This window comes from Mycobacterium fragae (genome assembly GCF_002102185.1).
Classification (GTDB): domain Bacteria; phylum Actinomycetota; class Actinomycetes; order Mycobacteriales; family Mycobacteriaceae; genus Mycobacterium; species Mycobacterium fragae.
In genome coordinates this window covers 1-12,205 of the sequence record NZ_LQOW01000007.1, presented here as the reverse complement: position 1 = coordinate 12,205, position 12,205 = coordinate 1, and the positions used below count along the sequence as shown (strand labels likewise).

The window sequence follows — 12,205 nt, the reverse complement described above, 5'->3', positions numbered from 1 at the left end:
ATCTTGCGGGCCTCGTCCTCCACCGTCTGGGCGTGCACATCAAAACGGCCCGCCATCGCCCGCATCTCGTGCGGGTCCGTCATAAAACGCGTGGTCATTGGTTTCTCCTAACTTCGAATCATGTTGTGACAGTTACGGTGTGGTGGCGAGGTGGCCTGCCGTCAGCCGACGGCCGCCCAACTCGGCACCATCGGGGGGCGGACCAAGAAGCGGGTATCCGCACTGGCTACCCCGGCCGTCCCACGCGCCGCCATGGTCCCGACCGGCATGCCCGGCATGCCCGCCGCGACCGCGGGCGGAGCGGCCAGCGGGGTCTCGCCCAACGCCGAGCCGACCGGGCTGATCGGCGGAGTCACCGCGGTCCAGCTCGGCGGTACCGACAGCGGCCCGATCGAGGCCGCCTTGCCCAGCCCGGCCGAGATCCCGTTGCCGAGACCGCCGAGGCCGCCGAGCCCGCTCAGCCCACTCGCCGGGGCCCCGAGCGCTGCGCCGACGCCACTCGAGGCAGCCCCTCCTATCGCGTCCCCGGCCGCCGCAGTCTCGCCGGCTGCGCCAGCGGTCATCAGACCCGTGAAGGCGCCCAACGTGTTACTCGGCATGTAGAACCCGGACGAAAATATGGTGTTCCAGATATTCGCGTTGGGTCCCCACTCATTCCAAAAGTTGTCGAGCGCAGAGTTCCCGGAAGATCCCCCCAGCAGTAGGCCGAGGAGCCCCGAGTCGGAGGACGAGGACGACGCGGACCCCATGGGCGATGCGAGCTGCTGCAGCGCGGTAGGCACCGTTGAGGTCAGCTGCGACACGGTCGCTGAGCTCGTACCAGCGGAAGTGCCGCTGGCCTGGGTGACCGCAGCCGCCTGCCCCGCCAGCGCACCGGGGCTCGTGTTCTGCACCGGTTGGGTGAACGGGGTCAGCTGGGTCGCGGCCGCGGACTGGCCTGCATAGCCGTACATCGCGGCCGCATCCTGGGCCCACATCTCGCCGTACTGGGCTTCGGTGGCCGCGATCGCCGGCGTGTTCTGCCCCAGAAAATTGGTCGCGACCAGAGTGGCCAGCTGAGCGCGGTTCGCGGCAATCACCGGGGGTGGCACCGTCATCGCGAACGCCGTCTCGTAGGCCGCCGCTGCCGCCGTGGCCTGGTTGCCGGTCTGCTCGGCCTGTGCGGCAGTGGTGTTCATCCATGCCACGTAGGGCGCGGCCGCGGCCGCCATCGACGTCGATGCGGGGCCCCGCCAGCCCTCGCTGGTCAGTCCTGCGACCACCGAGCTGTAGGCAGCCGCCTGCGAACGCAGGTCAGCGGCCAATCCATTCCACGTAGCCGCGGCGGTGATCAGCGACCCCGGGCCGGGGCCGGCGTACATGCGAGCGGAGTTGATCTCCGGTGGCAGGGCTCCGAAATCCAGCATTGCAGTCATGGCGGCACTCCTTAACTGGGCTCAAGTGAGTGACCTCATCAGGTCGCTGAGATTGCGTTGGCAGCCTCGGTGGCTGCGTATGAACCGGCACTGGCGCCCAAGACGCGCACGAACATCTCGTGAACCGCCGCAGCCTGAGCGCTGACCGCCTGATACATCGCGGCGTGGGCGCCGAATTGTGTTGCAGTCAGGGCTGATACCTCGTCGGCCGCAGCGGGCACGATTCCGGTCGTCGGGGCGGCCGCCGCCGCGTTCTGGGCAGCAACCACGCTGCCGATCCCTTGCAAGTGGCCGGCTGCTGCTGCCAGCAGCTCCGGCTGTGTGGTCACAAAAGTCATCGGACTTCTCCTTACGCAGAGCAGACTGAACCCGCGGTGGTCGTGTCAGAACACGTCATGACCACGCGCGCGTACGAGACGAGACGCGTGTGTTAATCGAAGCGGCGCAAGCCGATTCAGATAATGAAAAGGGCGCCGGGGCCGGATCCGAGCGAAATGGTCATCGAACTCGGATACGGACTGTCACTTGGACTCACTTCGCCTCACCTCCTCACGGCCAGGGCACACGTGGGTGCCACCAGGTTGCACACCGGGATGAGGCGGCCTGGCAGACCAGCCAGACCGGGCACCCCTCTCGTCAGAGCTTTGGCACCACACGGCGTATCCGGCTGAGCCGGAAGCCACTTGGGCTCAACCCTTAAGCCGGGAAGAGCTGTCCTGACCCGGGCCGTCTTTCGACGTTAGAGGTCAGTGGCCTATATCCGTGCAGACGCCTCACCTAGCGAGGTGCATGCAACGGCAATAGTGGCACCAAGTGCGGCGGTAGTCAACCCGACTCGCGAAAACGATTTTGGATACGGCGCCGATCGGCCGCTCCCAGGTGCGGGAAAGCCTGCGCGCCAGCGCTTCTTGTGTTCGCGGACGGTGGGAATGTCGCGCCGGCCTCGCTTTCGGCCGGTGCGACGTCCCACGCCTTCGGCGGCGAGTCCTGCCGCGCGTCGCCATTGTTTTTGTACGCCGCAAAATCATGCTGCAGCTCCCTCCGCTAACCGGCAGCCGGCGGATGCGCCATGACGGTGGGGCGGAATCCGTACCGCGGAGCGGCGAAGCCGAAGCCACGCCCGCCCGATCCCACCAGCGGCATGCCCGGCATCCCCGGCATCCCGGCCATCTCGTCTGCCGCAACCTGCGGGGCCGCGGTCCAGCTGGAGACCAACGAAGCCGTCGCCGGGGTGCTCGTCGGCGTCGCCGACGCCCAGCTCTGCGGCACAGACAGATTGCCGACCAAGGTGGCCTGGCCCATCCCGGCCGACACACCTCCGGCCCCGCCCACGCCGAGTGGTGTGATCGCGGCTGCCTTCGAACCCGGCACCATCGGAATGACCGGAGTTGCGGGCTCCAAACCGTCGATGCCGAGCCCACCCTGTGCCGCGGCGTGCATCACGGCGAGATCCGCCCCGATCTGGGTGATACCGGCCAGGGAATATGGAGTCAGAGAGCCGCTGAGCAGGTTCGACCCCGCGTTCGTTATGTCCCCCGGCTGCAAACCAAACGGGAGCGTTACTGCCGGCGCGCTGGGCGCAGTGGACGCCGCAGGTGATGCGAGTGCCTGCAGCGTCGTGGGCGTCGTGGTGACCACCTGCGACAGCGTCGACTGCACGCTCGTGCCGGCAGACGTGCCGACGGCCTGAGCCACCGCCGCGGCTTGGCCGGTCTGGCCGGCCGGGTTAGTGGTCTGCGGCGGTTCGCTGAACGGTGTCACCGTCGAGGCGGCCGCCGAAGCGCCGGCGTAGCCGTACATGGCGGCGGCGTCTTGGGCCCACATTTCGCCGTAGTGCGCTTCGGTAGCCGCGATAGCCGGCGTGTTCTGCCCCAGAAAGTTCGTCGCCACCAACGCGGCCAACTGCGCGCGGTTGGCCGCGATGACCGGTGGTGGGACCGTCATCGCGAAGGCGGCCTCGAATGCCGCTGCGGCCGCCATGGCCTGGTTGGCCGTCTGCTCAGCCTGTGCGGCGGTCGAACTCATCCACGCGACATACGGCGCGGCCGCAGCCGCCATCGACGCCGATCCTGGCCCCAGCCAGGATCCACCGGCCAGCCCGGAGATCACCGCCGAGTACGCGGACGCTGCCGAGCCCAACTCGGCGGCCAGACTGTTCCAGGCCGCCGCGGCGGCCAGCATCGGGCCTGAGCCGGGACCCGCATACATGCGAGCGGAATTGAACTCTGGTGGGAATGCCCCGAAATCCATTGCGACAGCCCCCCTTAGCGCGCCGCGATCGCGTTAGCGGCCTCAGTGGCTGCATACGAAACGGCACTGGTTCCAAGGGTGGACACGAACATCTCATGGATCGCGGTGGCCTGAGTGCTCACCACTTGATACAGCTGCGCGTGCGCAGTGAAGTGGGCCGCCGTCAGCGCCGAAACCTCGTCGGCTGCTGCGGGAGCCACCGCGGTGGTCGGAGTGGCTGCCGCTGCGTTCTGGGCAGCCATAGCCGTACCGATCCCTTGCAAATTGCCGGCCGCCGCAGTCAGCGCTTCCGGTTGTGTCGTCACGAACGACATGGACTTCTCCTTACGGATAAGCCCGACCCGGAAACGGGCCTCGGCCGCTGTGCTGTCGGATGCGCCAGTAGCCCATGCCCCGTGAACCGGAAACATGGGTTGGCACAAGCCGGTTCAGCCGACGGTGTCGCTGCCGTGACCGGATCGGAGCGAAACGGTCATGGATCTCGGATAGTTCTGACGAGAACTATCAACAGAATTCAGCCTCGGCCCCACCTCCTCCCGGCCAGGACATACACGCAGCGTCGCCGCGGTAGCTCGACAAAGAGGGGGTCGCCCGACGGACGCGTCGGGTGGCACCCCTCTCGTCGGAGCTTTGGCACCACACGGCGTATCCGGCTGGGCCGGAAGCCACTTGGGCTCAACCCTTAAGCCGGGAAGAGCTGTCCTGACCCTGGGCGTCTTTCGACGTTCGAGGTCAGTGGCCTATATCCGTGCAGACGCCTCACCTAGCGAGGTGCATGCAACGTCATGGTGGCACCGGCCCTGATACCCGTCAATGCGCTGTCCCGCAAACTGTGCGGAAATCGCGGCGCTGACGGCGCGCGAAACCGCACACCTGATGGGGTCACGTCAAGAGCAGTTCGAAAAATTCACTGGCCGTTGGGTTTTCAAAGTGGCACACGAATGTTTCCGCGCGTTGTCGACCACCTGAAAGTTGACTTCCAGTTCTCTGCTGAGTTGCTGTGAGGCAGTCGCGCTAGTCGGTTTTCTTCTCCGCCACCGCCGCGCTGAGCCCTTCGGCGAGGTCTTCGCGGGTCAATTCCTTGAACCGTCGCAGCTGGTCCTCGCTGAACTCCTCGACGTCACTGGCCAGCACCGCGTCGAGGTCCTCGTCGTCGAGGCGGGCGCTGCGGTGATCGCGGGCCTTTTCCACCACGTTGCGCACGAACCCGGCATTGCCCAGCAGATCGATACCGCGGATCAGATCACCGTCTGCGGAGATGGTCTCGTCGTCGTAGAACTTCGTGTATGACGGCAACAACACGTCGACCGCCTCGTCGGTGATCACGTCCTCGTTCTCCCGGCCCATCAGCTGGGTGAGCGCGATCAATTCCTTCGGGTTGTAGCTGTAGAACTCGATCACCGTCGAAAACCGGCGTCGCAGACCCTGGTTGACTTCCAGCATCTTTTCCATCGCTTTGGCGTACCCCGCCCCGAACACCACCAGCTCGTCACGGTGATTCTCCATGTACAGCAGCAAGGTATTGATGATCGCGTTGCCGTAGGCGTCGCCCTGGGAGTAGCCCCGCTCATGGAGGTTGTGCATCTCGTCGAAGAAGACGGCGCCGCCCAGCGCCTCCTCGAGCATCTCTTCGGTGTTTTTCTCCGCATCGGCCATATAGCGGCCCAGCAGTTTTGAACGGCTGGTCTCCACCACCAACGGCTTACGCAGCACGGTCAGACCGCACAGCTGCTTGGTGAAGGCACGCGCCACCGTCGTCTTGCCTGTACCGGGAGGTCCCAACAGCAGCGTGTGCCGCGAGGTCACCGGCACCGGCAGGCCCATTTTGGCGCGGGCCAGATTGACCTTCGTCGTCGACTTGATCAGTTTGATTTCCCGCTTGGCCTGTTCCATCCCGAGCATCGCGTTGAGCTCGGCATCCCCCTCTGCCAAGTACCGTTTGGCCTCTTCGGCATGACGGGCGGCCTCGGCTTGCGCGCGGGTCGGTGCGCTGTCGGGGTCCCACGGATCCGTCCTGGCCTCAATGGTTTCCGGATCTGTCAGCACCAGCCGAAAGTTGGGGTTGTCCAAGGCTTCGCGGGCCGGCGTGAACTTGGCATCGCGGGAATACACCCGCCGCAACGACTCGACAGCCTCGTCTTCGCGGCCCAAGTGGCGCAGGCACATTCCCTGCGTGTACATCGCGACGTTGGCCGCATTGGGCACCCGGTCACCCTCGATGGCCTCCTGCGCGCGTCGGCACGCCTCCTCGAAGACCCCCAGCGAGGCCAGAGCGGTGGTAGCCATCGCCGCCCCGGCGGCTTTCAGCTCGGGGTGACGCCACGTGGTGCCGGGCGGGAACTGGGTGAGCACATCCGGCCAGCGGCCGGTGCGGAAATACAACAGCCCGCGCACATACCGGAGCAGTTCCTCGTCGAACGGGTGCCGTGGCTCGGTCGAGTCGAGCAGCGCGGCCGCCTCCGCGTATCGCTTCGCCTCGGCGAGGGCGGCCGCGTAGGCGGCGGCCAGCGATTCCACGCTGGTGACCGCCAGCCGCAGGAACATCCCGTCGGAGACCTCGGGGCGAAACTCCAGATCGGTCAGACCCAGGCGGCGGATCTCCCAGCCGAACGTCTTGACGGCTCGCCACGCACTTTCGAGCACGTCGACGCTCTGGTCGCCGGCCAGTACCCGCGCCAGCCACGCGTCGCACATGTCCGGGTCGAGTCTGCTGGCCGTGGTGAACATCTGCAGCGCCACCTGCGGATTGTTGCTGGGTTGCAGCCCGTTCACCGAGATGCCGGATGCCAGCAGACCGGCGACCATGGCATTGCGCGCGTCCGTTGCGCCAGTCTGCGGCCGGGTCATTGTGGTGCGCCGACCGGAACCATCGAGGCCGGTGCCGCGGCGCCGGCGGGGACCGAGATTTCCTCGCCGTCGCCCAGCACGCGGCTCGGCATCGTGAGGGGTCGACCCCAGGACGGCGCCGGAAGACTTTCGCCAACCGCCTCCAGCTGACGTCCGGTGAGCCGATTCAGCCCGCTCCACAGCTCTTTTCGCAGTCGCTTGTCGCTGTGATAACGCACCCAGGCGGACAACTCGGCACCCTTGCCCCGGGCGACGAGCCGGATCGTCACCACGGTGACATCGGTGTCGGTCCGCCACAGCTGATCCATCGTCTCCCCGGTGATGTCCGCAGGCGACACCCAGAAGCTCGTCACATAGCCGTCCGGCGTGCGCAGCTGGCGCCAAAACGGGCGAATCTGCGCGGGTTGCAGCCCGGCCAACACGGCGTCGTCCACGTCGAGGATCTCGTCGGCAGTCAGCGGCCGAGCCGTGCAGCTTCGCCCGTCGAGGTCGTGGGTGAGCCGCTCCGTCGCGGCCACCAGGGTGCTGGCCACCGAATCGCGGGCGGCCACTGCGGCGACATTGCGCTGGGGATCCATCCGCAGCACCAGCCAGGTGTTGCGCTGATCGAGGCGACGTGGCTGATCGCCGACGCTGCCCGCCGAGCGGGTTCCGACCGAGACGATGTCGATGCCGTCGAGGCGAATATCGAACTGGCGCAAGGCCCCAGCGACGACCTCCAGCGGCAGTATCCCCGCTGAGGTCTCATGATGACGGTGCCGGCCGACCGCTGTCTCCGGTGCCCCCTCGACCTCGACCACCGCCACCAGCCGGCCGTCGTACTCCCGCACGCCCACCGTGTCGCGGCCGAAGCGGCGTTGGTGATCGATCGGCTGCGTGCAGGCGATGGTCAGCTCCTCTGGGTCGGCGTACCAATTTCGCACACGCGCAAACGGCGCCGAGGCAAGCGGAAACCCTCGATAGGTCAGCATCGCGACGACCGTCACCACCACCGCAAGACCGACCCCCACCCACCAGGCCGCGTGACCGGCGTACCAGGCGTCGGGGCAGTGACTGGCAATCGCCAGTATCGCAACGTCGATGAGGAAGACCGCGGTGATTCGCGGCCAGGACACGGCCAAACCGAGCTTGCGTTGCGCCTTCATCACTGCCTTCCAGTCCGTCGCATCAGCACCGTCGCCCCGATCACCGCGCCGGCGATAAGCAGCGCGGCGCCCAGCCCCCCGGCGGCGACCCAGACCGGAGTCATGTTGCGAGGGGCCGGCGGCGGAGGCAGGTTCAGCGGCGACGACAATTCCTTGGGCCTCGCAGGCGCATCGGGCACATCCCACGTCAGCGCGGCCACGGGATCGATTACCCCGTAGCCGATCTGGTTGTCCACTCCCCTGGCGGGCGCTCTGGCGGTGCGGATCAGCCGATTGATGATCTGGTGTGATGTGAGCTGCGGGTATTTCGCACGTACCAGAGCCGCCACACCGGAGACGATCGCCGTGGCAAAGCTGGTGCCGGCCGGTACCAGCAAGGTGTTGTCCGGACCGTCGATCGCGTTGACAAGGCTGTCGTCTCGCGGCGAGAGCCCGACGACGTCGGTGCCGGGTGCCGCGATCGAAACCCACGGCCCAGCCACACTCAGTTTGTCCATCGGCGCGCCCGCGGCGTCCACTGCGCCGACGGTCAGCACGTAGTCGCTGAACCACGACGGAGTTACCACCGTGTTCACGCCGTTCCAATCGCGAGGATCGTTGGGCCGCAACGCATCGTAGATCGGATTTTCTTTACAGTCTCGTTGGCTGGTGTCGGCTGCGGCGGCGACGATGACCGCGTTCTTGTCGACCGCTGCGTACCGGACCGCGGCGCCCAGGTCGGGCTGGTCGATGACGCTGCGTGCGCTCATGCACAGCACCTGGGAGATGTTGATCACCTGAGCCCCCATGTTGGCCGCATGCACGATCGCGCGCGCCATGGTGCGGATGCTGTCCATCTTCTGCCGGGTTTGTGGATCCTCGTCTCCGGTGTAGGCGTCCTTGAGGCTGAATGCCTGGCTGGACTGGCGGATCGAGATCAGCTCGACGTCGGGAGCCACGCCACTGAACGCGTCCGGCCCTGCCGGCGGCGGCTCCAACGGCGGGTCGGCCGGTCGTGGATAGTCGACGGCATTCACTTGCCGCCCACCGGAATAGCCGGGCGCCACAAACTTGCCGTGGCCACCGTAGGCCGCGCCGGGCTGAACGGGCTCCGGCGGCGGAGGCGGCTCCCACGGCAATGCCGGAGGCCGCTGCGTCATGGTGACCGTCTGCGGCGGCGGAGGCGGCGGCGGAGGGGGCTGCGACAACGTGATGGTCTGCGGCGGCGGAGGCGGGGGCGGCGGCTCGGTGGTCGGTACCGGCGGAGGTTTGCGTGCCGGTGGGGGCGCCGGTGCGATCCCGGTCGCCGGGGCCGCGGCGATCATCGAGGCGACGATGGTGCCGTGCGCGTCGCAGTCGGACAGCCCGTCGCCGCCGCCCATCACGTAGTCACCGCCGGGGATCAGATGCGGAAATCTCGGATGTGGGCTCACCCCGGTATCGATGACGGCGACCTTCACCCCGGCGCCACGCCCGAAGCGCCACGCCTCGGGCAGGTTGAGCATGTCCATGTACTTCGGCTGCACCCGAAAGTCGGTGCCCGGCAATGCCCCAACTTCGGTGCAGTAGGCGCTCTGTCTCATCGGCTGTGCCGGACCCGGCGGGCTGTCCGGCGGTACGGCGGCCGGGTCGATCCCCGGCGGGTCGATCGCCTGCGCCGACGGTGCACCCGCCAGCGCCGCGGAGGCGACCAACAGAGCGGCCGCACTCGCTCCTGCCGCGCGGGTTATGCGCGGCCGACTCTTACCGGTAACGGATCGCTGCGTAGACATTCATCAACCACAATGCCAGCGGGAAAATCGGCATCAGGCAGAGGTATTCGATCCATTCCACGAACTTGCGGAATAGCGGGCTGTAAATGGTGTTAGGCACCACTGCCGCGGCCGTCAGACCGGCCGCAGGCAACAGCACCAGGATCCCCACCCCCACCGACACGACCAGAGGCGACGACAGCACCAGCGCGTAGCGCACCACGACGGCGGCCACGATCACCACTGCGGTCACTGCCAGCGTGATCGCCTGCCAACGGTCGACATAGGAGCGACCGCGCAACAGCAGGAAGCCGGCAGTGAACGCGGCCAGCAGTACCGGCAACCAACGCTGTCCGGTATGCGGATCGCTCAGCCCGGTCAGGCACACCACGACCAGCACACCGAATCCGACCAGTAACCCCGTCAAGAACGACCGCGCCCGCTCGGCGCGCAGCACCACGTCTTGCACCGACTCGGGGCCGCCGAGCGTCGGGCGCCCACCGCCGGAGACCACCACGGTGGTCGGCAGGTCGGGCCGCGCCTCGAATACCCAGCGGCTGGTGGCCGACGGGAACACCGGCAGCCGGATACCCGACAGCCAACGAGACAGCGACGGCGCGCTGTGATAGCCCAGCACGCACGCCAGCAGCACGCATGTCATCAGCGTCACCGCGCCCGTCAGCAGCGCCATCCGCAACAGGCTCGCTACCGTGACCGCGGCGCAGATGGTGACGATTGCGGTGTAGATGCCCAGCCGTCGGCCGGTAAACCGCATGGCGAGCGTCGCCGCAACGCCGGTGACCGCGAAGCCCAGCACCGCATGCGGCGCGCCTACCGGACCGGGCGGCGCCGAGGCCGCGGCGACCGCCAGCGGTGCCAGCCCGCTCAACAGCATGATGTCGCCGGCGCGCCGGTCGGGCACGGTCTTGGCGCGCATCAGGATCAGCACGGAAACCGAAAGCACCACCACGGCGATGACCGCCGCATAAATGGCGGAAAGCCACGAGTCATCACGCCAACGCCACCAGCCCAGCAGCGCCGAGCCGAGCAGTACCCCGACCGCCACCATCGCCGCGCCGACTTGTATTGCCACCACCGGATTGATTGCGGTGAACCGTTTGCTGAGGTTCACCGATACCGCGGTTGAAATGTGCTCGATGACTTGGGATCGGCGCTCGGTGTCTTCGACGAAGCGCAACCACAGCCGGTCCCCGTCGAAGATGTCCTGTTCGGTCAGCGACTGGGGTGACCGCAACGGAGTGCCGTCCACCAGGCACAACGTCCATCGGCCGCGCTGCCTGGCCTCCAGCGTGGCCAGGCCGAGTTCGCGTAGTCGGCTGTTGACGACCTTCAGCAGCGGGTCGACCATCACCGAGACCGGGGCATTGGCGTCAAGCAGCACGTCGATCTGCACACCGTCGCCGGCGATGACGCCGATCACGGCGGACTGGGGCGATGCGACTGCCTCCGCGCCGGGCTGGGGCGCTTCAGCTACAGCGGTCATTGTGCCACCCCTCTGTCGACGAATTTCGAATCCATGTGTCTCGCCTCGTTATTTATAATTGTGACGGCCGTCCCAATTCGAGCTAATTCTAGAGCATTCTGCGGTGTCTGCACCATCGCTGAATGCTTTATCGAAAGTCCTTGGTATGCGCGGTATTTCCTGGGGTAATTGCTAAACTCTGCTATGCGTTTTCCACTCGCCGTAGGGTAGCGTGTCCAAAACTGTCTTTACCCCGACTTGTACCAACTGCGGGGTTGCCGGGCAGATGGCCAGCCACGATTCGCCCGACCCGGCGGTGCGCGCTTGCTGATACATCGCGATGCGCCCGCCCGATCCATCCTTCAACGACAGCACCGAGGCGCTGGGCGCCCTGGCGTCGTCGCGGTACTGCCTTGCATAGACCGCCGCCTCGGCGGCGGGGTCGGACAATGCTTGCCCGAGTGCGGCCACCGTCGCCGCGCTGAGACCCAGCCGCCGCAGGTCCCCGCCGGAGAAGACGTTGAACCCCGAGCTCTGCCAGGTTTTGGTCACCTCCAGCATTTCTTCCAGTGGCACGTTGACCGCGTTGATCGCCGCGGGGTCGGCGTGATGGATCGACTCCAGCCCGTCGAAGACCAGCGCGGCGATGGAGGCGGTATCGGCGATCGCCACATCGTCGACCGTGATCTCGTCGCCGACGCGCACCGCCGACACCCAGTGCTGGCCACGGCGCGCCAATATCACGCGAAATTCGTTGTCCGGGATGTCTCGGGATCCCACCGGCTCTTCTTGTGAGCCTTCTTCGCCCTCCCCAGGTTGCTTGACGCCGTAGAGCAGCTTGCCCCGTGACAGCAGGGCGATGACTTCTAGGTCGGGCGCGGCCAATACCCGCATCCGGGCGGCCACCTGCTCGTTGACCGTGTCGTCGGTGACGATGCCCTGCTCGCGCATGACCGTCATGCCCGGGTGCTCGTTCAGCCAGTCCATCGAATCGGTGGAAACGAATGGCCGACATCGCAATTCGGGTGCGACGTGCCGAATATCCAGCAACGCCTGCAACATCCAGAAACCCTCGACATTGACCGTGATGTCGGTTCGGGTGCCCTGTTGGTCCATCGCTACTCTCGTGTGTCGTTGAGCTCGGTTACCGCACAACGCGGCAGCACACCGTTGGCGGGTGTGCTGCCGCGCTCGGGGGGATTGTTAGGCCCAGCTGGAGCCGACGGCGGCGTCGGTGGAGGCCATGTTGGACCCGGCGGTTTGCACCTTGGAGCCGTGCTGGTTGGCCTGTTCGTAGATCACCTGGAAGTTGCGACCCAACTGGGTGATGAACTC

9 protein-coding genes, 2 pseudogenes and 2 riboswitches are annotated in these 12,205 nt (G+C 66.7%); all 11 genes and pseudogenes read right to left on the bottom strand.

What is annotated here, in order from left to right; all coding sequences use genetic code 11:
- A pseudogene (locus AWC06_RS05450) lies at nt 1-98 on the bottom strand (WXG100 family type VII secretion target); the annotation flags it as partial.
- Nucleotides 99-161: 63 nt separating this feature from the next.
- Nucleotides 162-1,415 carry a PPE family protein gene (locus AWC06_RS05445; protein ID WP_085195181.1) on the bottom strand — a complete coding sequence of 418 codons (1,254 nt, stop codon included), beginning with the start codon at nt 1,413-1,415 and terminating at the stop codon, nt 162-164.
- A 38-nt stretch (nt 1,416-1,453) separates the two neighbouring features.
- The gene (locus AWC06_RS05440) at nt 1,454-1,753 is read right to left on the bottom strand and encodes a PE family protein (protein WP_085195180.1); all 300 of its coding nucleotides are present in this window, start codon (nt 1,751-1,753) and stop codon (nt 1,454-1,456) included.
- Nucleotides 1,754-2,036: 283 nt separating this feature from the next.
- A riboswitch (M-box (ykoK) riboswitch) is annotated at nt 2,037-2,207 on the bottom strand.
- 252 nt (nt 2,208-2,459) lie between these two features.
- On the bottom strand, nt 2,460-3,665 hold the full coding sequence (locus tag AWC06_RS05430) for a PPE family protein (RefSeq protein WP_085195178.1): 1,206 nt from the start codon (nt 3,663-3,665) through the stop codon (nt 2,460-2,462).
- A gap of 14 nt (nt 3,666-3,679) precedes the next feature.
- Nucleotides 3,680-3,979, bottom strand: a complete 300-nt coding sequence (locus tag AWC06_RS05425) for a PE family protein (protein WP_085195183.1) — start codon at nt 3,977-3,979, stop codon at nt 3,680-3,682.
- A 293-nt stretch (nt 3,980-4,272) separates the two neighbouring features.
- A riboswitch (M-box (ykoK) riboswitch) is annotated at nt 4,273-4,443 on the bottom strand.
- Between the two features lie 236 nt (nt 4,444-4,679).
- Entirely contained in the window at nt 4,680-6,512 is a 1,833-nt protein-coding gene (eccA, locus tag AWC06_RS05420; RefSeq protein WP_085195176.1) for a type VII secretion AAA-ATPase EccA, read from the bottom strand.
- The gene (eccE, locus tag AWC06_RS05415) at nt 6,509-7,657 is read right to left on the bottom strand and encodes a type VII secretion protein EccE (protein ID WP_085195174.1); all 1,149 of its coding nucleotides are present in this window, start codon (nt 7,655-7,657) and stop codon (nt 6,509-6,511) included. Before eccE ends, eccA begins: the two co-directional genes overlap by 4 nt.
- Nucleotides 7,657-9,408: a type VII secretion-associated serine protease mycosin gene (gene mycP / locus AWC06_RS05410; protein WP_085195172.1), complete on the bottom strand. Its 1,752-nt coding sequence runs from the start codon at nt 9,406-9,408 to the stop codon at nt 7,657-7,659. Before mycP ends, eccE begins: the two co-directional genes overlap by 1 nt.
- Nucleotides 9,380-10,891, bottom strand: coding sequence for a type VII secretion integral membrane protein EccD (gene eccD, locus AWC06_RS05405; RefSeq protein WP_085195170.1), 1,512 nt, complete (start codon nt 10,889-10,891; stop codon nt 9,380-9,382). The genes mycP and eccD overlap by 29 nt, the downstream gene beginning before the upstream one ends.
- 171 nt (nt 10,892-11,062) lie before the next feature.
- Nucleotides 11,063-11,986 (bottom strand): ESX secretion-associated protein EspG, encoded by a 924-nt coding sequence (locus AWC06_RS05400; RefSeq protein ID WP_085195169.1) that lies wholly within the window; start codon nt 11,984-11,986, stop codon nt 11,063-11,065.
- A gap of 87 nt (nt 11,987-12,073) precedes the next feature.
- Nucleotides 12,074-12,205: pseudogene (locus tag AWC06_RS05395) on the bottom strand (type VII secretion protein EsxI); the annotation flags it as partial.

Excerpts from the sequence above, each read along its gene's own strand:
- AWC06_RS05445 (WP_085195181.1), bottom strand. The coding sequence starts at position 1,415 with ATGACTGCAATGCTGGATTTCGGAGCCCTGCCACCGGAGATCAACTCC.
- AWC06_RS05440 (WP_085195180.1), bottom strand. The coding sequence starts at position 1,753 with ATGACTTTTGTGACCACACAGCCGGAGCTGCTGGCAGCAGCAGCCGGC.
- AWC06_RS05430 (WP_085195178.1), bottom strand. The coding sequence starts at position 3,665 with ATGGATTTCGGGGCATTCCCACCAGAGTTCAATTCCGCTCGCATGTAT.
- AWC06_RS05425 (WP_085195183.1), bottom strand. The coding sequence starts at position 3,979 with ATGTCGTTCGTGACGACACAACCGGAAGCGCTGACTGCGGCGGCCGGC.
- eccA (WP_085195176.1), bottom strand. The coding sequence starts at position 6,512 with ATGACCCGGCCGCAGACTGGCGCAACGGACGCGCGCAATGCCATGGTC.
- eccE (WP_085195174.1), bottom strand. The coding sequence starts at position 7,657 with ATGAAGGCGCAACGCAAGCTCGGTTTGGCCGTGTCCTGGCCGCGAATC.
- mycP (WP_085195172.1), bottom strand. The coding sequence starts at position 9,408 with ATGTCTACGCAGCGATCCGTTACCGGTAAGAGTCGGCCGCGCATAACC.
- eccD (WP_085195170.1), bottom strand. The coding sequence starts at position 10,891 with ATGACCGCTGTAGCTGAAGCGCCCCAGCCCGGCGCGGAGGCAGTCGCA.
- AWC06_RS05400 (WP_085195169.1), bottom strand. The coding sequence starts at position 11,986 with ATGGACCAACAGGGCACCCGAACCGACATCACGGTCAATGTCGAGGGT.